At 69.8% G+C, this 21362-nt stretch carries 18 protein-coding genes and 1 pseudogene; 9 read left to right on the top strand and 10 right to left on the bottom strand.

Annotated features, from left to right (window positions below; translation table 11 throughout):
- Nucleotides 1–258 precede the first annotated feature (258 nt).
- From ON23_RS26530 to ON23_RS26540, 4 genes are all read left to right on the top strand, one after another.
- On the top strand, nucleotides 259–762 hold the full coding sequence (locus ON23_RS26530) for a universal stress protein (protein ID WP_039781540.1): 504 nt from the start codon (nucleotides 259–261) through the stop codon (nucleotides 760–762).
- A gap of 113 nt (nucleotides 763–875) precedes the next feature.
- A complete protein-coding gene (locus ON23_RS26535; protein WP_039781541.1) occupies nucleotides 876–1976 on the top strand; it encodes an isochorismate synthase in 1101 nt (366 codons plus the stop codon).
- A 145-nt stretch (nucleotides 1977–2121) separates the two neighbouring features.
- On the top strand, nucleotides 2122–2292 hold the full coding sequence (locus ON23_RS37075; RefSeq protein WP_083871340.1) for a DUF2613 domain-containing protein: 171 nt from the start codon (nucleotides 2122–2124) through the stop codon (nucleotides 2290–2292).
- Nucleotides 2273–7051: an alpha-(1->3)-arabinofuranosyltransferase domain-containing protein gene (locus ON23_RS26540; RefSeq protein WP_210743949.1), complete on the top strand. Its 4779-nt coding sequence runs from the start codon at nucleotides 2273–2275 to the stop codon at nucleotides 7049–7051. Before ON23_RS37075 ends, ON23_RS26540 begins: the two co-directional genes overlap by 20 nt.
- Here the strand turns inward: ON23_RS26540 and ON23_RS26545 are convergent.
- On the bottom strand, nucleotides 7032–8231 hold the full coding sequence (locus ON23_RS26545; protein WP_051043418.1) for an acyltransferase family protein: 1200 nt from the start codon (nucleotides 8229–8231) through the stop codon (nucleotides 7032–7034). The genes ON23_RS26540 and ON23_RS26545 overlap by 20 nt on opposite strands.
- A gap of 233 nt (nucleotides 8232–8464) precedes the next feature.
- On the opposite strand from ON23_RS26545, the gene pgfA reads away from it, so the two are divergent.
- On the top strand, nucleotides 8465–9604 hold the full coding sequence (pgfA, locus tag ON23_RS26550; RefSeq protein ID WP_063821337.1) for a cell envelope lipid trafficking protein PgfA: 1140 nt from the start codon (nucleotides 8465–8467) through the stop codon (nucleotides 9602–9604).
- A gap of 81 nt (nucleotides 9605–9685) precedes the next feature.
- Here pgfA and ON23_RS26555 read toward each other — a convergent pair whose 3' ends face one another.
- The 3 genes and pseudogenes from ON23_RS26555 to ON23_RS37085 form a co-directional block, all read right to left on the bottom strand.
- A complete protein-coding gene (locus tag ON23_RS26555; protein ID WP_039781542.1) occupies nucleotides 9686–10129 on the bottom strand; it encodes an SgcJ/EcaC family oxidoreductase in 444 nt (147 codons plus the stop codon).
- 215 nt (nucleotides 10130–10344) lie between these two features.
- Nucleotides 10345–10620 (bottom strand): annotated as a pseudogene (locus tag ON23_RS39720) (SDR family NAD(P)-dependent oxidoreductase); the annotation flags it as partial.
- On the bottom strand, nucleotides 10521–11159 hold the full coding sequence (locus ON23_RS37085) for an SgcJ/EcaC family oxidoreductase (RefSeq protein WP_083904249.1): 639 nt from the start codon (nucleotides 11157–11159) through the stop codon (nucleotides 10521–10523). The pseudogene ON23_RS39720 and the gene ON23_RS37085, both read right to left, overlap by 100 nt.
- A 95-nt stretch (nucleotides 11160–11254) precedes the next feature.
- On the opposite strand from ON23_RS37085, the gene ON23_RS26570 reads away from it, so the two are divergent.
- A complete protein-coding gene (locus tag ON23_RS26570; RefSeq protein ID WP_039781544.1) occupies nucleotides 11255–11737 on the top strand; it encodes a MarR family winged helix-turn-helix transcriptional regulator in 483 nt (160 codons plus the stop codon).
- A 12-nt stretch (nucleotides 11738–11749) separates the two neighbouring features.
- Here the strand turns inward: ON23_RS26570 and ON23_RS26575 are convergent, their stop codons facing one another.
- Nucleotides 11750–13072, bottom strand: a complete 1323-nt coding sequence (locus ON23_RS26575; protein ID WP_039781545.1) for a hypothetical protein — start codon at nucleotides 13070–13072, stop codon at nucleotides 11750–11752.
- Between the two features lie 81 nt (nucleotides 13073–13153).
- Complete coding sequence (locus tag ON23_RS26580; RefSeq protein ID WP_083904250.1) at nucleotides 13154–13657, bottom strand: DinB family protein; 504 nt, start codon at nucleotides 13655–13657, stop codon at nucleotides 13154–13156.
- Nucleotides 13658–13745: 88 nt separating this feature from the next.
- Here ON23_RS26580 and ON23_RS36160 point away from each other — a divergent pair, with 88 nt between their 5' ends.
- Both ON23_RS36160 and ON23_RS26590 read left to right on the top strand, forming a co-directional pair.
- A complete protein-coding gene (locus tag ON23_RS36160; RefSeq protein ID WP_051043420.1) occupies nucleotides 13746–14171 on the top strand; it encodes an ester cyclase in 426 nt (141 codons plus the stop codon).
- Nucleotides 14172–14343: 172 nt separating this feature from the next.
- Nucleotides 14344–16317 (top strand): hypothetical protein, encoded by a 1974-nt coding sequence (locus tag ON23_RS26590; protein ID WP_051043422.1) that lies wholly within the window; start codon nucleotides 14344–14346, stop codon nucleotides 16315–16317.
- 13 nt (nucleotides 16318–16330) lie between these two features.
- Here ON23_RS26590 and ON23_RS26595 read toward each other — a convergent pair whose 3' ends face one another.
- Entirely contained in the window at nucleotides 16331–17557 is a 1227-nt protein-coding gene (locus ON23_RS26595; protein WP_083904253.1) for a glycosyltransferase family 4 protein, read from the bottom strand.
- A gap of 191 nt (nucleotides 17558–17748) precedes the next feature.
- Between ON23_RS26595 and ON23_RS26600 the strand changes: the two genes are divergently transcribed.
- A complete protein-coding gene (locus ON23_RS26600) occupies nucleotides 17749–18537 on the top strand; it encodes a class I SAM-dependent methyltransferase (protein WP_039781546.1) in 789 nt (262 codons plus the stop codon).
- 15 nt (nucleotides 18538–18552) lie between these two features.
- On the opposite strand, the gene ON23_RS26605 is transcribed toward ON23_RS26600, so the two are convergent.
- The 3 genes from ON23_RS26605 to ON23_RS26615 form a co-directional block, all read right to left on the bottom strand.
- On the bottom strand, nucleotides 18553–18837 hold the full coding sequence (locus ON23_RS26605; RefSeq protein WP_036506885.1) for a hypothetical protein: 285 nt from the start codon (nucleotides 18835–18837) through the stop codon (nucleotides 18553–18555).
- A 199-nt stretch (nucleotides 18838–19036) separates the two neighbouring features.
- Nucleotides 19037–19261, bottom strand: a complete 225-nt coding sequence (locus tag ON23_RS26610) for a hypothetical protein (RefSeq protein ID WP_146161217.1) — start codon at nucleotides 19259–19261, stop codon at nucleotides 19037–19039.
- 258 nt (nucleotides 19262–19519) lie between these two features.
- On the bottom strand, nucleotides 19520–21352 hold the full coding sequence (locus ON23_RS26615; protein ID WP_036506897.1) for a phosphoenolpyruvate carboxykinase (GTP): 1833 nt from the start codon (nucleotides 21350–21352) through the stop codon (nucleotides 19520–19522).
- Nucleotides 21353–21362: the final 10 nt, after the last annotated feature.

A 21362-nucleotide genomic window follows, 5' to 3' on the forward strand; every position in this document is an offset into this window, starting at 1 on the left:
CAGCAGTTACACGTGATTCGGTGAATCACGCGCGAATTGTCAGCCACGAGTGAGGTTCAGCACACAGTCCGATCGGTCCGGACCGAATGGTCGCATCCGGTCCGGACCGAAATCGGGCGACGGAACGGAACGGTTTCGAATCGAATCGGCGAATAGCGATCGACATCCCGCATCGACGCTGATCGCGCGAGTAGTCTCGGGTCGCGGGTAGTCGCGCGACACCCACACACTCACGGCACGGAGGTCCGGGAGGTCGTCATGACTTGCGACTTGATGCTCATCGCGTACGACGGATCCGAGAATGCGAAGCGGGCCGTGGAATATGCGGGGCGGTTTTTGTCCGCGCCCCGGGCGGTCGTGCTCACGGCGTGGGAGCCGATGGTGCGCCAGGCCGCGCGGCTGTCCGGACTTTCCGGGGTGATGCAGCCGGAATGGCTTCCGGACGAGGAGATCGAGGATATCGCCTACGTCGACGCCAAACAGATCAATGCCGAGGGCGTACGGCTGGCGAAATTGGCGGGATTGAATGCGGAGCCACGCACCGCCGAATGCACCTCGACCATCTGGAATGCGATCGTCGACGTGGCCGACGAGCTGAATGTCGACATCATCGTCGCCGGTACACGCGGTTCCACGGGCATCCGCGCCCTGCTGCATTCGAGCGTGGCGGAGGCGGTGCTGAAACACTGCCACCGGCCGATTCTGCTGGTGCCGCCGGGAAAGGAACCGATTCCGGTCAGCGATCTCGCCGGTCAGCTGTGACACTGCCGGTCAGCTGTGACACTGCCGCTCTCCCTCACATGAGCCTGCCCACATGAGACGTGCGTCGCTACCCGGGCGCCGCGCGTTCCGGACACGACTATCGTCGGGAAACTATGGACGGCTTTCTGCTCGCACAACCGGGGGGCGTGGTCCGTACGACCGGCATCCGGCGCGCATTCGACGATGCGCGGCGGGCGGCGGCGGCCCTGCGCGCGGGTGCGGCGGAACTGATCGTCGGCGCGATCCCGTTCGATCCGGCCGATGCGGCCGCCCTGTGCGAACCGGAACAGGCGCAGCACAGCGCGGGCCCCTGGCGTCCGGCCGCGGTACCACCGCTGCCCGAGGTGCGGGTCGTCGCGGAGATTCCCAGCCCGGCCGAGCATGTGGCCCGGGTGACGAAACTGGTGGAGCAGCTGTCGGATCCGGCGCAGCCGTTACGCAAGGTGGTCGCCGCGCGGTCGTTGATCGCCGAGGCGCGGCAGCCGCTCGAACCCGAGGTGATCGCCGCGCACCTGCTGGTCCGTCATCCCCAGGCCAACGTCTTCGCCGTCGATCTGACACCCGCCGGCCGGTCCGGCGCACATCTGGTCGGCGCCACACCGGAGGTGCTGGTCGCCCGGCACGGCGACACCGTCACGCTGCGTCCGCTGGCCGGGACACTGCCCCGGCACGCCGATCCCGCCGTCGATGCCGAACGGTCGCGAGAGTTGTTGTCCGATACCAAGAATCGTGACGAGCACGCCTTCGTCATCGAATGGATCCGCGAACAACTCACTCCGGTCTGTGCCGAATTCGCGATCCCCGAGGGTCCCGAGCTGATCAACACCGCCGAGGTCTGGCATCTGGCGACGCCCATCACGGGCCGGTTGCGCGACCCCGCCACCACCGCGCTCGACCTGGCGCTGCTGCTGCATCCCACGCCCGCGGTCTGCGGGACCCCCACCGATCTCGCCCTGCGAACCATCACCGAATACGAGGAGCCGCGCGGGTTCTACGGCGGCGCGGTCGGCTGGTGCGACGCCCGCGGCGACGGCGAATGGGTGGTCTCGATCCGATGCGCCGACGTGTCCGCGGACGGGCGCACCGTGCAGGCTTACGGTGGCGGCGGCATCGTGGCGGCGTCCGACCCGCGCACCGAACTCGACGAGACGACGGCCAAACTGCGCACCCTGTTGAACGGGCTGGCCTGTGCGGTACCGGACCAGCCGAGCTGATCGGGGCTGATCGGGCTGATCGGGGCTGCTCGCAGGGCGCGAGAGGGCCTAGCGACCGGCGGGTTGCCGTGCTGCGTGCCGCCTGTGGCGCGCCCATGTTGTAGGTTGGCTCGCAAGACGCCTGTGTCGATGTTGGGAGTACGCGATGAAGTTTGCCGTCCCGGGGGTTGCGAGCGCCGTCGCCGGAGCGCTGCTCGGCGTGATCGCGGTGTTCGTCGTCGTGACGGCGACAGCGCAGAATTCGCGGCCCGAGGTGGATCGCAGTGGCGACGCGTCGTCGTCGCTGCTGAACAACGTTGAGTACGGCGCGCGCTGACGCTGCGCCCGCCGCTGCCCCCTCCGCCGACTCTCGTTCCTCGGCCACCGCACCACTGGGCCGGCGTTGGTTCGCCGGTACCGTTCTCGTCGCCTTCCTGCTGACCTTTCTGCAGGCACCCGGCAATACCGTCGCCGACACCAAATACGATCTCGCCCAGAATCCGGTCGGATTCCTGCAGCGCGCCGCCCATCTGTGGAGCAGTCAGGCGCCGATGGGCCAGGTGCAGAACCAGGCGTACGGATATTTCTTCCCGCACGGTGCCTTCTTCTCCCTCGGCCATGTGCTGGGCCTTCCGGCGTGGGTGACCCAGCGGATCTGGTGGGCGCTGCTGATTCTCGCCGGCTTCTGGGGCATCGTCCGGCTGTGCGAGGTGCTGGGCATCGGCACCCGCGGTTCCCGGGTGGTCGCGGCGGTCGCGTTCGCGCTGTCGCCGCGGGTGCTGACCACGCTCGGATCCATCTCCTCGGAAACCCTGCCGATGATGCTGGCCCCCTGGGTGCTGCTCGCCCCGGCCGCCCTGGGTGTCGTCGGGATGCCGCGGATTCATGCCGCCCGATCCGGGTGGCGGCGACTGCTACCGCACCGGCCGACCGCCGAATCGGTCTCGATGCGCGGTGCGACCTCGCCCGCGGCGAGCGCCCTCGCGCTGGCGCTGATGGGGTCGGTCAACGCGGTCGCGACCGTGGCCGCCTTTCTGCCCGCGGCACTGTGGTGGGCCTCGTATCGCCCCGATCGCACCTGGTGGCGGTTCACCCGGGCGTGGATTCCGCTGTTGATCCTGGGCACCTTCTGGTGGGTGGTGCCGCTGCTGGTGCTCGGCAAGGTCAGCCCGCCGTTCCTGGACTACATCGAATCCTCCGGGGTGACCACCCAGTGGGCGTCGCTGGGTGAGGTGTTGCGCGGCACCGACAGCTGGACGCCGTACGTCTCACCGGAGCGGATCGCGGGCGCGGTGCTGGTCACCCAGCCCGCGGCGGTGCTGGCGACCGGAGCGCTCGCGGCGGCCGGAATGGCCGGGCTGGCGATGCGTTCCATGCCGGGACGCGGACGGTTCGCGCTCGTTCTGATCGCCGGCCTGGTCGGCATCTGCGCCGGATACGCCGGACAGCTCGGCGGGCCGTTCGCCGAATCGGTGCGGATCTTCCTGGATTCCGGCGGCGCCCCGCTGCGCAATGTGCACAAGCTGGAACCGCTGATCCGGATCCCGCTGGTGATCGGACTCGCTCATCTGCTGCGCCGGGTGCCGCTGCCCGCCTCGGTGCCGATGCCGGTGTGGCGCAGCGCCTTCGCGCATCCGGAACGCAACCGGATGGTCGCGGTGGCGGCGCTGCTGCTGGCGGCGCTGGCCCTGTCGACCTCGCTGGCATGGACCGGGAAGCTCGCCCCGCGCGGCGCCTACGACAAGGTGCCGGCGTACTGGCAGCAGACCGCGGACTGGCTGGCGCACAATGCCTCCGACACCCGGGCGCTGGTGGTGCCCGGAGCGCCGTTCGGCAGCCAGATCTGGGGACTTACCCGCGACGAACCGCTGCAGGCCCTGGCCCGCACGCCGTGGGCGGTGCGCGATGCCGTACCCCTCACCCCGCCGGGGGCGATCCGGGCGATGGATTCGGTGCAGCGGCTGATCGCCGACGGCCGGCCCTCCACGGGGCTCGCCCCGACGCTGATCGATCAGGGCATCGGAATTCTCGTGCTGCGCAACGATCTCGACCCCGACACCTCCCGCTCCACCCGTCCGATGCCGGCGCACGAGGCGATCGAGGGTTCGCCCGGAATCACCAAGGTCGCCGAATTCGGCAACCCGATCGAGGTGGGCCACGGCGACGGACTGGTCGCCGACGGCGATCTGCGCCCGACGTATCCCGCGATCGAGATCTACCGGGTGAGCGACGGCGACAGCGGCCAACCGGCCGACATCCGCAGTGGTCCCGGCGCTCCCGCGAGCTTTCCCGGGGCGCGGACCGTCCCGCTGAATTCCGTGCCGGTCGTGCAGGGCGGTCCGGAAGTGCTGGAACGGCTGCGTCGCAACGGATCCGGTACGAGCGGTCCCACCCTGCTGGCCGCCGATGCCGCCCGCGCCGGACTGACTCCCTCGGCGACCACGATCACCGATACCCCGATGGACCGCGAGGCCGATTTCGGGCGGGTGGACAACCACAATTCGGCGCTGCGCGCGCCCACCGACGCCCGCCGCACCCACAACCTGGTCCCCGATTACCCGGTGCCCGGCGCGCAGCCGGTGGAGGGACAGTGGTCCGGCGCCACCGTCACGGCCTCCAGTTCCGCGGCCGATGCCACCCAGCTCGGCGGTGCGGCCCCGGGAAGTTCGACCGCGGCCGCCTTCGACGGCGACCCGAGTACCGCGTGGCTGAGCACCAGTGCCGAACACGCTGTCGGACAATGGCTCCGGCTCGGCCTCGACCATCCGATCCAGGCGGGGGCACTCCAGGTGACCACGAGTCCGGCCGCCATCGGCGATCCGGTGAAGTGGATCGAGGTGCGCACCGCCAACGGCACGGTGGCCGCGCGAATATCGGAACCCGGTGCACCGGTATCGGTTTCGCTGCCGCCGGGGCGCACCGACTGGCTCACCATCACGGCGACCCGCACCGAGAACGGCACCGGCGGTGGGCAATTCGGGCTCAGCGAGGTGCAGCTGTTCGACTATTCGAACCGCGACGCGCCGACGCCGGTGACCATCCGCCACCGCACGGTGCTGCCGCCCGTTCCGGCCGGAACGCCGGTGCGCGGCTGGAATCTGGGACAGGAATTCCCCGGTCGCAGTGGATGTTTCGATGCACCCGATCGCGTGCGCTGCAGTAAGGGCCTCGCACTGCCCGCCGAGGAACCGGGCGCCTTCGAGCGCACACTCGATGTCCCGGACCCGATGACGGTCGCACCGCGGCTGACCCTGCGCACCCGGCAGGGCCCGGCACTGGAAAGTCTGCTGACCGATCCCGAGCGGCCCATCGCCCGGGGCAAGGCCGACGTCGGCGATCTGCGCGGTTCGGCCTTCGCCGCGACCGACGGCGATCCGCGCACCAGCTGGATCGCCCCCGAGGACACCGTGCGCAATCGCACCGGCGCCAAACCGACGCTGACCGTTCAGCTGCCGCGCCCGGAACTGGTCACCGGCCTCGAGGTGACCCCGCCGATGGGCGCCCTGCCCGCACGGCCGACCTCGATCGCGGTGAATCTCGGTGACGGGCCGCAGGTGCGTGAGATTCCGCCCGCACCGAAGGGACGCGACCCGGAGTCGACGGCCGAGTCACCGGGCCGCACCTCGCCGACCGCCACACCGCCCCGGGACGCCCCCGCCCCGCAGCCCAAGTCGACCGACACCCCGGCGCCGATGTCCGCACCGCCGACTCCGGTCCGGCTGGATCTGCATCCGTACGTCACCGACCACATCGAGATCAGCATCGATACCTGGAAGCCGGTGCTGGACCGCACCGCACTCGGCCTCACCCAGGAGCAGCCGCCGGGCCTGGCGGAAGTGTCGGTGCTCGGACCGGACTATCCGGCGCCCGCCGCCGGCGACCGGCCGGTGACCGTGGACTGCGACCACGGCCCGACCCTCGCGGTCGCCGGGCGGGTGCTGCACACGAGCGTGACCGCGACGGCCGACGAATTGCGCACGGGGAAGCCTGTTTCCGCCACCGTATGCGCGCCCGGTGATACCGGGAACGGCGGTGAGACGGTGGACCTTCCGGCCGGTTCCGTCGACGTCACGGTCGCTCCGACCGAACTGTTCTCGGTCGACGAATTGCGTATGGACAATACGGCTTTCGAGGGCGGGACTGCCGTGGACCGCCCCGCGCCGGAGTCGGCCGGAGGCGCCGATCGCCCGGCCGGCATCGACGCGCCGGCCGGCGATCGCCTGCTGGTGCTGCCGCTCAGTACCAATGTCGGCTGGACCGCGCACACCGGGGACGGTCACACGTTGCGCCCCGTCGTGGTCGACGGATGGAAGCAGGGGTGGGTGCTTCCCGCCGATGCGCACGGCCCGGTGACCGTGGGATTCCCGATCGACCGCTGGTATCGCCTGGCCATCTTCGGCGGCCTGCTCCTGCTGATCCCGCTGGCGCTGCTGGCCCTGCCGGTACCGGGGCGGCTGCGTAAATGGTTGCGGCACAGGGATAATGACCATCACGCGGCCCACCTGCCTGTGGACGAAACTGCGCCGCTCCCCACAGAAGACAGGACGCCCGGCGACACCGCTCTGTCGGCGGCCGACTCGCGGGCCCCGGGGGACGGTGCACCGACGACGGGAGATGGTGCGCTCGCGCACGGAATCGGCGACGGCACGACGCCCCGGCCGCACGGCGCTTCGAGCACATCCGACGATCACACCGACAATCCCGTGACCGCCGTCCCGGCACAGGCCTCCTCGGCCGTGTCCTACGACCCACCGCCTCGGACCTGGAACAGCTGGTGGCTGGGCGCCGTCGGCGTACTGGTCGCCGCCTTCCTCATCGCCGGTCCGATCGGGACGGTGTGCGCCGCGATCGGTGTCGTCGCGGTGCGGGTGCTGCCGCGGGCGCCGCTCGCCCTCGCCGTGCTGGCCGGGGCCGGAACGATCCTGGGCGAAGCCGCGCTCTCCACCGGGCCGTGGCGGTCGGGAGAGGTCTATATGGGCGGCTCGCTGTGGTCACAGTTCCCGGCGCTGGTGGCGGTGGTCGCCGTGGGCGTCGCCGCACTGCCCGCCCGGAAACCGTGGGGACGGGTGGGTTCCACTACCCGAACCGGCGTTTGACCCACTGCCGTACCGGTTCCTCGACCAGCGCGTAACTCGCGGCGGCCAGCGGAATCGTGAAGGCGACCGTCAACGCCAGCACATGCAGGAACCCGCCGTTGAACGGGATGAAACCGAAGATCGGGAACATCATCGCCAGGACCACCAGATGCCAGATGAAGATGCCGTAGGACCAGCGTCCGATCGTCAGCGCCAGGCGGCTCTCCAGAAAGCGGTGCCGCGCGACACCGAGCACGAGCGGGGCCAGCAGGCCGAAACCGATCAAGGCCCCTAGACCCATTTTCATCGCGTACTGCCACGCCGCAGCGCGGGCCAGTCCGGCGGGCCCGGCCAGCTCGGTGGCCGAGAGCGCGAACGCGGCCGCGGCCACCGACCACATCAGCCGGCGGTCACCGAGCCACCGCTGCCACCGCGGCGCCGCATCCCCGTCCCGCGATCGCGCGCCCAGGATCTCGGCCAGTTCGGCCAGCACCATGCCCGCCGCGAACCACGGCAGATATCCGGGCAGCCAGTTGTCGGCGTGGATGGCGTCCGGGGTGGGTACCGGCAGGAAATTCCAGCCCAGGCACAGCACTCCGATCGCGGTCACCGCGAACACCCGGTGCCGCGCCGCCGTGCCGCGCAACCCGGCCAGCGCCCAGGCCAGCAGCGGCAGCACCAGATAGAAGGCCACCTCCACCGACAGACTCCACATCTGGGTGAGCCCGTCGGTCAGGGTCAGCGGGACGAAGACCTGCACCAACGTCAGATTCGCCCCCCACACCCGCAGCCCGGCCGAATGCGCCGCGGACGGCAGCAGGGTGAGCGCCACGCAGACCACGACCCAGTAGGCGGGCAGGATGCGAGCGGCCCGGTGCAGCAGATAGCGCCCGGCCCGCGGCGCGGTGCCCAGGCCGCGGGCCGCGGCGGCGTGCGGGCGCCACAGCAGGAAGCCGGAGAGGCCGAAGAATACGGCCACGGCCATGTCGAATCGCTCCCACACCCGCCCGATCACCGGCGTTCCCGCGGCGCCGGTCTGGAAGGCCACGTGGGTCAGCACCACACCGAGTGCGGCCAGTCCGCGCAGACCCTCCAGTGCGGGAACGAATTTCCGGATTCCGGGGACGGCCGGAGCTGGGCGCGACGCCGGGACAACCGGCACGTCGGTGCTGGATGTGGCGATATCGGGCGTTGCGGTCATCGCGATCCAGTGTGCCCTGCCCGGTTCGCCGGCACCGCGAGCGGCTCCCCGCGGCGCGAACGTGGCCCGCGCGTCGCCGGACGGCCGTACTTCTTCGGGGTGTTTTCCGCACTCAGCTCGCCGGGTTAAGGTGCCGGACTGTTAGTGTCGGGGCTCACGAGTGCTTGTGTTATGACCGCACCCGGTTATGAGCGCACCCGGACGAGGCTTGTTCGACGACGAGGAGAGTTTGCATGGCACTCAGTGCCGGTACCAAGAGGACGGTGGCCTGCCTGCTCGTGGGACTCGGTGCGCTGTTGATCGTCGCAGCGATACTGATTCCGACCTACGGGGTGAGCCAGTTGGCCAAAACTCCCCTCGACCTCGAGATCACCACCATCGCATCCAGCAAGCCCGACGCCACGAGCGAGGTGCTGGACGCGAAATCGCTCACCTCCGGTGAGGGCCCGGTGCAGATCGACAAGAACGTCGGGCTCATCTCGCAGCGCTTCCTCACCGTCGAGGATCCGTCGGGTAAGACCAATATGACGATCCAGGCCGGTCAGACGCTGCGCCGCAAGGACAAGACCGGTGACACCGGCCTGCTGTCGGCGATCATCGACCGCGTCACCATCGACCGCAAGACCGGTCAGCCGATCGACGACGACCCCAACGGCTCGATCGCGACCACCGTCGACAGCAAGGGCAACAGCGTCCCGGATCCGGTGCAGCACACCGGTCTCCAGTACCGCTTCCCGATCGGCACCGAGAAGACCACGTACCCGTACTTCGACATCAACGCCCGCAAGTCGTTCGATATGAAGTTCGTGGAAGAGACCGAGATCAACGATCTGAAGGTCTACCACTTCCGCCAGCAGGTGCCGGCCACCGATCTGTCGAAGGTCACCTCCGCACCGACCAACCGGCTCACCTTCCCGGCCGCCAAGTGGGGCGTGCAGGGCGAGGGCGACGTCACGATGAACCGCTTCTACACCAACACCCGCGACGTGTGGGTCGAGCCGAAGACCGGCACCATCGTGAACGGCACCGAGCAGCTGCACCAGTACTACGCGCGCAGCGCGGACAAGCCCGAGGTCACCGCAATCAACACCACGCTGACCTTCGATCCGGACACCGTCCGCTCGCAGGCCGACGAGGCCCGCAAGTACATGGACCAGATCTCGCTCTACAGTCGCACACTGCCGATCATCCTCGGTGTGCTGGGTGCGATCTCGCTGATCGCCGGCCTGATCCTGGGCCTGCGCGGCGGCGAGGGCTCCTCGAAGCCGGGCCGGCTGGTCAAGAAGCCGCAGTCGACCCCGCCGAGCGAGAAGCCGGGGCAGCAGTTCTCGGAAGCGCCGACGCAGCAGATCGACATCAGCAAGAACCTGTGATCAGCCAGAGCCGGTAGTTCTCCGGTCGCCCAGTGGCTCCCCGGTCTTCGGACGGGGAGCCACTGGCGTTTCGCGGGGCTGCTACCTCGCGGCCGGCCGGGTGGCGGGCTGCATGCGGAAGGTCAGCGCCTCCATGAGGGTCTTGCGCTGGGTCTTCTGCACCGCCGCGATCCGCCATTCGCCGTCGGCTTCGCGGACCACGGTGTAGGTGGCCAGCTTGCCCAGCTTCTTCGGCCGCCCCTTGGACGATTCCCCGCGGGTGACGACGACGGCGGTATCGCTGCCGTAGCGGCGGATCTCGACAATGTCGACGGTGAGCCGGGTGCCCTTCAGGAAACTGTCGAACAGCGCCTGATGCGCGCCGCCGATCTCGGTGCCACCGTGATAGACGCTGCCCAGGTAGGTGACGTCGGTGGCGTCGGCGGTGAAACAGGCGCCGTAGGCGGCGCCGTCGCCGCGGTTCCAGGCGTCGCGGCTGCGCTCGATGAGGGCGCGGATGGCGGTGGTGTCGGTGGTGGTGGACATGGTGGTCTCCTCGATCGGCGAGCAGGGTCAGAGCGGTTCGGCGCGGCAGCAGCCGCATGGCGGTGGTCCAGATCCGGGCGACTGCACCAGCCACGGCGGTACGTCGGCGGCGGTCTCGGAGGCGGTCGCGGTGACACCGGGGCACAGGGCCATGACGTGAACAGGGTTTCGGAGAACGCGGTAACCCGGTGAAGCAGCCGGGCGACCGCCGCCACACCGGCCGCGGTGGCCAGGTCCGCGGCGAGATGATCGTGGCCGGGCCCGAGTTCACCGACTAGGGCCGCCAGCCGATCGGTATCCCGGGCCACGGCGGTCACCGAGAAGCCCTCTGCCGCAAGGCCGGTGGCGAAGGCGCGGCCGATGCCGGCACTCGCGCCGGTCACCAGGGCCTTCACCGTTCGGCCTCGGGCTTGGTGGCCGGGTCGAACAGGAAGGACACCCGCTCGAACACCGACCGGCGCGCGGTGTTGTGGAAACTCGCGATCCGCCACCGGCCGTCGGCTTCGCGGACCAGCGTGTAGGTCTGGGTCTTGGACAACTCGTGCGGGCGATCGCCGTCGTACCGGTCGCCCCGGCTGGTGACGATGGCGACGTCACCGCCGTAGAACCGGGCGCCGAGGAACGAATCGGCCAGTTTGCTGCCCTTCAGGAAACCGCTGAACAGCGCGCGGTGTGCCTCGGTGAGATCGCGGCGTCCGCTGTAGTAGGTGCCCACGAAGGTCGTGTAGGTGGCGTTCTCGGTGAAGGCGGCACCGTAGGCGTCGGCATCGTTGCGATCCCACGCGGCCGTCATATCGCCGATGGTCGAGCACACCGCTCGCAGATCCTCGGCGCTGCCGCCCTCGGCTCGCACACTCGTGCATTCGGCGACGCCCGTATTGCGCACGTCGGAGGTCTGATCCAGCCAGACGTATCCACCGGCCGCGGCGACGCCGAGGCCCAGCACGGTGGCGCCGAGCGCCTCGGCCACGGTGCGGCGGCGGGATTTCCCGGGTCGGGCGGGTGCGGCGGGCTCGGTGGTGGCGGTCATGAGCAGGTCCTCTCGTGATATTCTCTGCTTAGAAGATTTTACTTCTTTGGAGAAGTCTCTTCTTTGAGGAAGAGATTACGAGAGAGGTGTGTCCCGTGTCAACGACGAGTCGCGAGAACGACCCCAGCCAGGTCTTTCGCCGCTATCTGAGTTCCGTCGTGCTGCATGCTCAAGCGGGTGCGAAAGCGGTCGGGCTCGGCGCCACCGACCTCTACGCGCTCAACATCCTGGAGCTGAGCGGCGCGATGACGCCCGGCGAACTCGGCGCCCGCACCGGGCTCACCACCGGGCCCACCACCCGCCTGATCGATCGCCTGGAACAGGGCGGCTACGTGCGCCGGGCGCCGGATCCGGCCGACCGGCGCAAGGTCATCGTCGAACCGGTGGACCGGCCCGCCGGCCTGGACAGCGCCCTGGCCCCGGCCCGCCGCCGGATCGGTGACATCGTGCGCGGCTACAGCCCCGAACAGCGGGAACTGCTGTTCGACTATTTCGCCCGAGCGGCCGACGCGTACCAGCGCGCCGCCGAAGACATCACCGCCGAGGAAGTCACCGAAGCGGAGGCACCGGGCGAGTGAGTCGCCTCCCCGTCACTCGGCAGGTAACGGCGAAAGCTTCTCTCGCACAGCGATATTCGTAGCACCCGGATCGCGACGGACGGTACGGATCACCACGGTGACCACCAGCGTGGTCACGACAGCGACGATGGCGGTGGCCAGCGCGATCAATGCCGGGAGGCTGCGCACGAACGGCACGGCGACGCCCACTTCGACCACCAATCCGGCCCAGATGACGGCGGCCGGTGCGGTGCGGTCGGCGGCGATGGCCGACAGCAAGGCTCCCTGCAGCACCGCCAACAGCGCGCCGGCCAACGCGAACAACCACAGCAGATCCTGGATCGGCGCGTAGTCACGGCCGGCGAACAGTGGGGCCAGCGGCGCCAGCACGGCCGCCCCGGCCACGGCGACCAGGCCGACCGCCGCCAGCACACCGAGTGCGGACCGCAGCGCGCGCACGGAATGCTGTGGTTGCGCCATCCGCGGATACAGCACGACGCCGACGGCCTGCGGCAGCCAGAACGCGATCTTGGTGGCGATCGCGCCGAGGGCGTAGCGGCTGGCGTCCGCCTCGCCGAGGACGACGCGGGCGACGATCAGATCCGCGGACGACAGGGCCATCAGGGCAGCCTGGACCTGGGCCGCGCGCAGGACGGCGGCCACGTCGGCGGCCCGCGCCGCCCCGATCCGCGCGCCGGTGCTCCGGACCTCGGCGGGGGTCTGCGCGACCTCGGCCGCGCTCGACGGCAACGGCGTCGAGCCGGCGTCCGTCGCCGAGAGTGCGATCCGGGAGATCCGGTTCGCCGCGGTGGTAGCGACCAGCAGGCCGAGAGCAGCGCACCAGAGCGCAGCGGCGGCACCCGCACCGACGGCCAGCGCGATCAGCGCCGGCGCGACCCGGGCGATCGCCGAACCCCCGAGAACGGTTGCGAGCGAACGGAATCGGTTCGTTCCCTGCAGAATTCCCTGCTCGCCGGAGAGCAACACCAGCACCGGCGCGGCGATAAGCGCCCCGCCCGCGGCGACCGCGCTCACGTGCAGCAGCACCGCGACGGCGGGTACGAGCGCGAGCGCGACGACCGCCACGATCATCGCGCAGCGCCGGGTCAGGCCGCGCACCGTCGCCACCGCGGCGCCGCGCACCAACTCCCGCGCGACCACGTTCTGCAGCGCCAACGCCGGCACCGCGGCGAGCAACTGCACGGCCAGCAGGCTCGCGAAGGCGCTGTAACCGGTCACGCCCAGCCAGCGCCCGGCCAGCAGCTGCAGCAGATAACCGGCGATATTGGCGGTCATGGCCCCAGCGGTCACCAGGGTCATATCCGCGACCACGGGTAGACGGCGCAGGGCAGGCATCCCGCCATGCTCCCACCTCCGCGCCACCCGGCACAGCCGAGGCCCGCCGGTACGCGACCGTGGTGCGGTCCAGCGGGTGTTTCAGTCCTCGTCCACCAGCTGGCGCCGCACGTCGAGCAGATGATGGCGGACCTCATGGACGGTGTGGACCGCCACCCAGCCCAGTTCGCGCTCGACGCGATCGGGGTAGTTGTACAGAACTCGCCGGTTCCAGTCGTCGGCGTCGAGGCGGTCGAGCACATTCGCGAGCAGTCGCGCCGAGACGAGCAGTTCCTGAGCCACGTCGGCGGGATCCTGTTCGGCATAGCCGTCGTGATCGGCACGTTCGTCCCGGCCCATGGTGACGAGCGCCGGGCGGTCGGTGCGGCGCGCCAGCAGCACACGTTCGCGCTGCACGAGCAGGACGTCCCGGACGTGGCAGCCGTATTCCAGCGGCGACCACAGCTCGGGAAGGCGGCGACGCCGCGCGTCGGCGCAGTCGTTCAGTGTGGCGGCCAGCTCGGTGACCCCGGCGAGGATCGCGGTCGCGGCCCGCGGCGCCTCCTCCGGCCGGTACTCGTAACCGCATTCGGCGCATCGATCCATCGCACAACCCCGTCTCGCCGCGTTGACACCGTCTCAGTGAGACCATATCGTTAGTATCACTGATACGATCTCAATGTGAGGATTTGTTATGTCGATCGAGGCGAACAAGGACGTCATCCGCCGATTCATGAAGGCCGGTGACGCCCCGACAAGGGATCTACCGGCTGTCTGGGACAGCTTCACGCCGGACTGCACGTTCCCGACCCTCGCCGCCCGCACCGGCCGTAGCCGGTTCACCGTGGCGGACTACCGGACATTCCTGCTCGACTACCTCCGGGCGCTCCCGGACGCCACCTTCACCGTGGACGAACTGATCGCGGAGGACGACCGGGTCTGGGCCCACATCACCATCCGCGGCACCCATTCCGCGGAGCTGCGCGGCGTCCCCGCGACCCACCGGCCGGTGGAGTACACCCAGCTCGGCCTGTACACGATTCGCGGCGGGAAGATCGCGGAAGCGCGGGCGGTGTTCGACGATGTGACGTTGCTGCGCCAGATCGGCGGGCAGGTGTAGGGAGCCGGGCGGGCGTCGGCGGTGTAGGGAGCCCGGGCGGGCATCCGCGGCCGGCATCCCGGCCGACGTAGGGTGACTCAGCGTGACCGGGGCTCGAGAACACGGCGACGACACCAGAAGCTCGCAGCTGCGTCCGGCGAGCGCCGCGCCGAGGTGGGCCCGGATCGTTCCCATGGCCTACAGCCTCGCGCTCGCCCTGGTCGTGGTCGGTCCGTTGTTGGGGCCGGGATATCTGCTGCTGCGCGACGGGGTGAGCACGCCGCGGTCCTATGCGACCGATGCGGCTCTGGGCTTGGGTGACGCGGCGCCGAGGGCCGTTCCGCAGGACGGATTGCTCGCCGCACTGTCGGTGGTGGTGGACGGGGGGATCGTCGTCAAGGCGATTCTGGTGCTGGCGCTCGCGGCCGCCGGATGGGGCGCGGCCCGGCTCGCGCACAGCCTGCTGCGGGTGTCCCTGGCGCCTCAGCTGGTCGCCGCGACAGTGGCGATCTGGAATCCCTATGTGGCCGAACGTCTTCTGCAGGGACATTGGAGCCTGCTCGCCGGCTATGCGGCGCTGCCCTGGACGGTCGTCCTCGGGCAGCGGTTGCGGTCGGGCGCCGGACAGGCTCATCCGGCGACGCGTACATCGCACGGTGACGCGGCGTCCGGGCCGGACGATGCGGGCAGCACGACGGCGGGGGCCGACGCCGACCGCGGGCCGCGGACAGACACCTCCGAACAGGCGCCCGGCGGCCGGGCGAGGCCGGGGTGGGCACGTACCGCCGTGCCGTGGGCGATGCTCGGCGGCGTACTCGCCGCGGCGGGTTTGACGCCAACCGGTTCGCTGCTGGCCGGTCTGCTGGCGATCCTCACGGTGGGGCGGCGCAATGTCGTCGGCGCGGTGGCGCTGTGGCTGGTGAGCGCCGGTCCGTGGCTGGTGGCTACGGCACTGTCCGGCAGCGGGGCCGAACCGTCGGATCCGACGGGCGTGGCGGCCTTCGCCGCGCGGGCCGAACCGGGGCTCGGCACCCTGGGGAGCCTCGCCGGCCTGGGGGGAATCTGGAACGGCGACGCGGTACCCGGCTCTCGGACAACCCTTTTCGCCGTGTTGTCGACTCTCGTTCTGCTGGCGATCGTGCTGTCGGGTGTCCGTGCGGTCGCGGCGCCGGGCGAACGGTGCACGCGCTATTCACGGCGAATGCTGCTGGTGCTGGCCGCGATCTGCATCCTGCTGCCGGCCCTGGGCGCGACGGGATGGGGTCTCTCGATCGGCGAATCCCTGATCGAGCGCGTCCCGGGCGCCGGATTGCTGCGCGACACCCAGAAATATGTCGCCCTTGCGATGCCCGCATATGCCCTGTGCGCTGCGGCGGGATGCCGCGCCCTCGCCTCCTTCCGCCGCCGCGGTGCACCGGAATTCGCGCGGCAACCTGCACCGCAGACCGACACGGTTCACACGGACGCGCCCGCGGACTCGGCCACGGCGCCGACGTCTCCTACCGCCGGTAGCGAGCCCTCGCGCGGCGACGGAACCACGCTGCGGCCGAATACCCTTGCCGTGCAACCACTTATCGCTGCGCTCTGCATCGCCGCAATGATCCTCACCCTGCCCGACCTGGCCTGGGGAGTGGGTGGTGCACTGCGACCGGTGCACTACCCGCCGGCGTGGCAGCGGGTGGCCGCAGTGGTCGACAGCCCCGGCGACGTCGCCGTGTTGCCCGCCGGGATGTTTCGCGTATTCCCTTACAGCGGAAGGGTTCCGGTGCTGGATCCGGCACCGCGCATGCTGCGTTCGGACGTTCTGCAGACGGGCGTGCTGCCCGTGCGGGGGCGGGTGGTGGCGGGTGAGGGCGCGCGAGCCCAGCGGGTGGAGAACCTGCTGCTCCGCGGCGCGGACCCCGCCGACCTCGCCGCCCAGGGCATCGGCTGGATTCTCGTCGAACACCGCACGCCGGGAGCGGTCGGCGACGCGAGAACCACGTTGAGCCGACTGCAACCGGTGTACTCCGACGCCGATCTGACGCTCTATCGCGTACCGGGCGCACGAGATGTGGCCCGAGCCACCGCCACCGACCGCGCCGTGGCCGTCGCCGCACACCTGCTGTGGGTGGCTCTGCTCCTGGCCGGGCTCGCGGCGGCCCTCGCCGTCCGGCGACGCGGGTGATGAAGTGCGCCGATCAGCGGAGTGTCGGGGCCACCCGGTCGCCCCGTAGCGGCGCCGAGGTCGCTTCCGCCACCGTCGCACGTCCCGTGACCAGCCCCGACACAAATTCCCTCCGAGCGGCGGCGGCCAGGACTTCGCTCACACCGTTGCCCGTCTGTTCCCAGGAGAACTCGCGAGCTCGCGCACGCGCCTTCTCTCCCATCACCATTCGCCCCTCGGGGTCGGCGAGCAGTTCACCCACGGTGTCCGTCAGCTGGGTGGAGTCGTCCACCAGTACCCCGGTGACGCCGTCGACGATCGAATCGGTGAGGCCCCGGGAGCTGCGGTAGCCGATGGTCGGGACACCGTGCTGCGCCGCCTCGATCACCGCCAGGCCCCACCCCTCCTTGCGGGAGGGCAGTACCTGAACCCAAGCGCGGGAGAGCAATTCGTGCTTGCGCGCTTCGTCGACGTACCCGTGGAAGTCGACCGCGTCGGCGATGCCCGAGCTGTGCGCACGCTTCTTCAGGTTGTCGGCCCACCAGCCGTCGCCGATCACGTCCAGGCGCAGGCCGGGGAGCCGGTCACGCAGGCCCGCGACCACATCCAGTGCGTCCTCGATCTGCTTGTGCGGCACCAACCTCGACAGCACGACGATGCTCGGATACGGCGTGCGGGTCGTCGCGGCGCCGGTCGGTGACTGCGCGGGCACGGGCTCGGCGCCGTTGCGCACCACCGCGATTCGCGTCGCGTCCACCCCGAGCGAGGCGAGTTCCTCCGCGGAGGGCAGCGATACCGTCAGATACTGATCGCGCCGATGGACCCGCGGCGACAGTCGCGATTCGATCCACCAGCCGATCCGGCCGACCACCCGGCCCGCCACCGGCCACTGCTCACGATGTCCGTGATGCACCAGGACCACCGAGGGTGCGCCGGAGACCGTCCGGGCGAAGAACGGAATGCCGTTCTGGGTGTCGATCACCGCATCCGGCCGCAACCCGCGCAGCGGGCCGAAACCCAGCCGCCCGGCCGCGATGGCGGCCAGCGCTCGCGGATAGACCGTGAAGCGCCCGCCCGCGCGGCTGACGTCGATGCCGTCGACGCGTTCGCGGCGCGCCGCACCCGGATAGTGCGCGGTCCGCAGCGTCACCTTCACCCCGCGCGCCGCCAACTGCGCACCCACCTGCTCCAGGTACCGCTCGCTCCCCCCGCCCTGGGGATGGCCGGTGTCGCGCCAGCACAGCAGCAGGACTTCACGCACGTCCGCACCCGGCCGCGTCTCGTTCTCGCCGCTGCCGGGCCCACAGGGCTGCGCCATGGCAGCGCGCTCACGGGGGCCGGTTTCGGGCACGACAGTTCTCCAGATCGTTCACGTCGGACGACAGTGGGCTCCACCATAGCGGCCGACAGCCGTTCCGGGTCGCTGCGGTGGCCGCATAGACTGGCGCGGCCATGCTTCGATCCGACGCAACCGGACCGCGTCCCCGCTTCGCGCGCCGGGCCACCCTTCGCCGTTCACTGCGCCTGCTGGGCAGTTTCCGCTTCGAACAAACCGACCCGGCCCGGTTCTACGGCGGTATCGCCACCGACACCGCCGACCTCGTGGCCGACTTCTATCGGGATCTGACCGGACGGGACCTGCGCGGCACCGTGGTCGTCGACGTGGGCGGGGGCCCGGGGTACTTCGCCGACGAATTCGCGGCGGCGGGCGCGCGCTACCTGCCGATCGAACCCGATCCCACCGAGATGCACGCCGCCGGGCTCACCGTCGCCGGCGCGGTGCGCGGGTCCGGGATGGCGCTGCCGATCCGCGACGACGCCGTCGACATCTGCCTGTCGTCGAACGTCGCCGAACATGTACCGCAACCCTGGGTGATGGCCGACGAGATGCTGCGCATCACCAAACCGGGCGGCCTGATGGTGCTGTCCTACACGGTGTGGCTCGGACCGTTCGGCGGGCACGAAACGGGACCGTGGCACTACCTCGGCGGCGAATTCGCGGCCCGGCGCTACACCCGGCGCATCGGAAAGCAGCCCAAGAACCGCTTCGGCCGCTCACTGTTCGCCGTCACCGCCGCCGACGGGCTGCGATGGGCGCGCGAAACCGGAGGCCGGGCCCAGATCCTCGCCACCTTCCCCCGCTATCACCCGCGCTGGGCGTGGTGGGTGACGCGCATACCGGGCGTACGGGAACTGCTGGTCAGCAATCTGGTCGTCGTCGCGGCCAAACCCCTCCGCTGAGGCCGCATCCGGAATCTATTCCAGCCACCCCCGCCGCCGGGTGCGCCGAGCGGGCTCACTCCACGGCGGCTCCTGCATGGCCAGGCCGACGGTTTCCAGTGGGGTCAGGCCGACGCAGTTGGCGAGTGAGCGGACCGCCGCCACCGCCTCGGCCGCCTGCAGCGCCGCCGCCGCCTGTTCGAGCGTCAAGGTCCGGCCGGGCAGGAAGGACACCACCCAGCCCCCGGTACCGACGGACCTTGCCTGATGTGGGGTCTGATCACTGGTCATCAGCGATCGGCCGACCACTTGCACCGCCATGATTCGGACTCCCCTGCGATTGCATCTGTAAAATCGTCCGATAAATATTTGCTCTAAGCATGCTCTGCAATCGCGGGAAACGCAATAGTGCGTTTTGCGAAAAGCGAACCGCGAGGTAGGATTTCGCGCCTCACGATTGGGCGATCGGTCCGGGATGTCCGCTGCGCGTAGTCCGTGACGCAGCGGAATTTGCACCGAATCAGTTCTCGGACAAGCGAACTCGTAGCACCGGCTGCGGATCTCCGTGCGGGCGCGGCGCCGCGAGGTCGATCTCGACCTGCCATCCGGGCGGCAGAACGGCCTGCAACCGGGCCGCGGCACGCTGCAGCGGCGTACTCGCCGCTGTCGGCGCGAGATCCACCTCCGGATCGGCCCATCGCGCGCCGGCTAATCCCGAGACAGCATCGAACCCGAGTTCGGTCATGCCCACACCCACCTCCCACATACCCCGACCGGTCGGCCAGACAACGGAATCCACGAGCACCTGCAAGCAGTCAGTTCAGCCGAGTAGTTAATTCCCCGCAACCGCGGGGAGTATTCGTGAGATGCAGAACACATTCAGAATAGGACAAGCGCGCCATTCCACACGCGGAACGGCGGAAATGACGAGCCGCCCGCCCCGTCGCAAAGACGGTGCGGGCGGCTCGCTTTCGTCGTTCGTGTGGGCCGGCCGGCCCTCCGACTAGCCCAGACGCTGCTTGAGCGCCTCGAATTCGTCACGCACGCCGGACGGCAGCTTCTCGCCGACGAATTCGAACCACTCCTCGATCAGCGGGATCTCCTTGCGCCACTCGTCGAGGTCGACCTTCAGCGAGGCGTCGACGTCGGCGGGGTCCACGTCCAGACCCTCGAGGTCCAGATCGCCGGCGGTGGGCACATTGCCGATCGCGGTGGCCTCGGCCTGGGCCTTGCCCTCGATCCGGTTGACGATCCACTCCAGCACGCGGGAGTTCTCGCCGAATCCGGGCCACAGGAAGCGGCCGTCGTCGCCGCGACGGAACCAGTTGACGTAGAAGATCTTCGGCAACTTGGTGGCGTCGGCGTTCTTGCCCAGGTTGATCCAGTGGTTCATGTAGTCACCGACGTGGTAGCCCATGAACGGCAGCATGGCCATCGGATCGCGGCGCACGTTGCCGACCTTGCCCTCGGCCGCGGCGGTCTGCTCGGACGACATCGTGGCGCCCATGAAGACGCCGTGCTGCCAATCGAAGGACTCGGTCACCAGCGGGATCGTGGTCTTGCGGCGGCCGCCGAACAGGATCGCCGAGATCGGCACGCCCTGCGGGTCGTCCCATTCCGGGGCGAGCGTCGGGCACTGCGACATCGGCGTGCAGTAGCGCGAGTTCGGGTGCGCGGCAAGGGTTTCGGTCTCGCGCAGGTACCAGTCGTTACCCTTCCAGTCGATCAGGTGGTCGGGCTCGCCCTCGAGTCCCTCCCACCAGACGTCACGGTCGTCGGTCAGGGCGACGTTGGTGTAGACCGTGTTACCGGCCTCGAGCGTCGACATCGCGTTCGGATTCGACTTGTGGTTGGTGCCGGGGGCGACGCCGAAGAAGCCGAACTCCGGGTTCACCGCGTACAGGCGGCCGTCCTCGCCGAAGCGCATCCACGCGATGTCGTCACCCAGCGTCTCCGCGCGCCAGCCCGGGACGGTCGGCTGCAGCATCGCCAGGTTCGTCTTACCGCAGGCGCTCGGGAACGCGGCGGCGACGTAGTAGTTCTTGTTCTCCGGGGAGATGAGCTTGAGGATCAGCATGTGCTCGGCCAGCCAGCCCTCGTCGTGCGCCATCGCCGAGGCGATGCGCAGCGAGTAGCACTTCTTGCCCAGCAGCGCGTTGCCGCCGTAGCCCGAACCGTAGGACCAGATCTCGCGATCCTCGGGGAAGTGAGTGATGTACTTGGTGTCGTTGCACGGCCACGGGACATCGGCCTGGCCCTCGGCCAACGGCGCGCCCACCGAATGCAGTGCCTTCACGAACGGGCGATCGGTGCCCAGCTTCTCCAGCGCGGCCTTCCCCATACGGGTCATCACGCGCATCGACACCACGACGTATTCGGAATCGGTGAGCTCGACGCCCAGCTTCGGGTCCGCGGCGCCCAGCGGGCCCATGCAGAACGGCACCACGTACATGGTGCGGCCCTTCATGCTGCCGCGGTACAGCTCGGTCATGGTGGCGCGCATCTCGTTCGGGTCGACCCAGTTGTTGGTCGGGCCGGCGTCGGCCTCGGTGCGCGAACAGATGAAGGTGCGCGACTCGACGCGGGCGACGTCGGAGGGGTCCGACAGCGCGAGGAAGGAATTCGGCTTCTTGTGCTCGTTGAGCTTCTGGAAGGTGCCGGCCTCGACCAGTTGGGTGGTCAGCCGGTCCCATTCCTCATCGGAACCGTCGGCCCACACGACCCGCTCCGGCTGGGTGAGCTCTGCGACCTCCTGCACCCAGGCGAGCAGTCCGGCATGCTTGGTCGGCGCGGTGCCATCGGATCCGTGAAGACCAGGAATGGTCGCTGAGGTCATGAAAACTCTC

This window comes from Nocardia cerradoensis NBRC 101014, assembly GCF_000308535.1.
Taxonomy (GTDB): domain Bacteria; phylum Actinomycetota; class Actinomycetes; order Mycobacteriales; family Mycobacteriaceae; genus Nocardia; species Nocardia cerradoensis.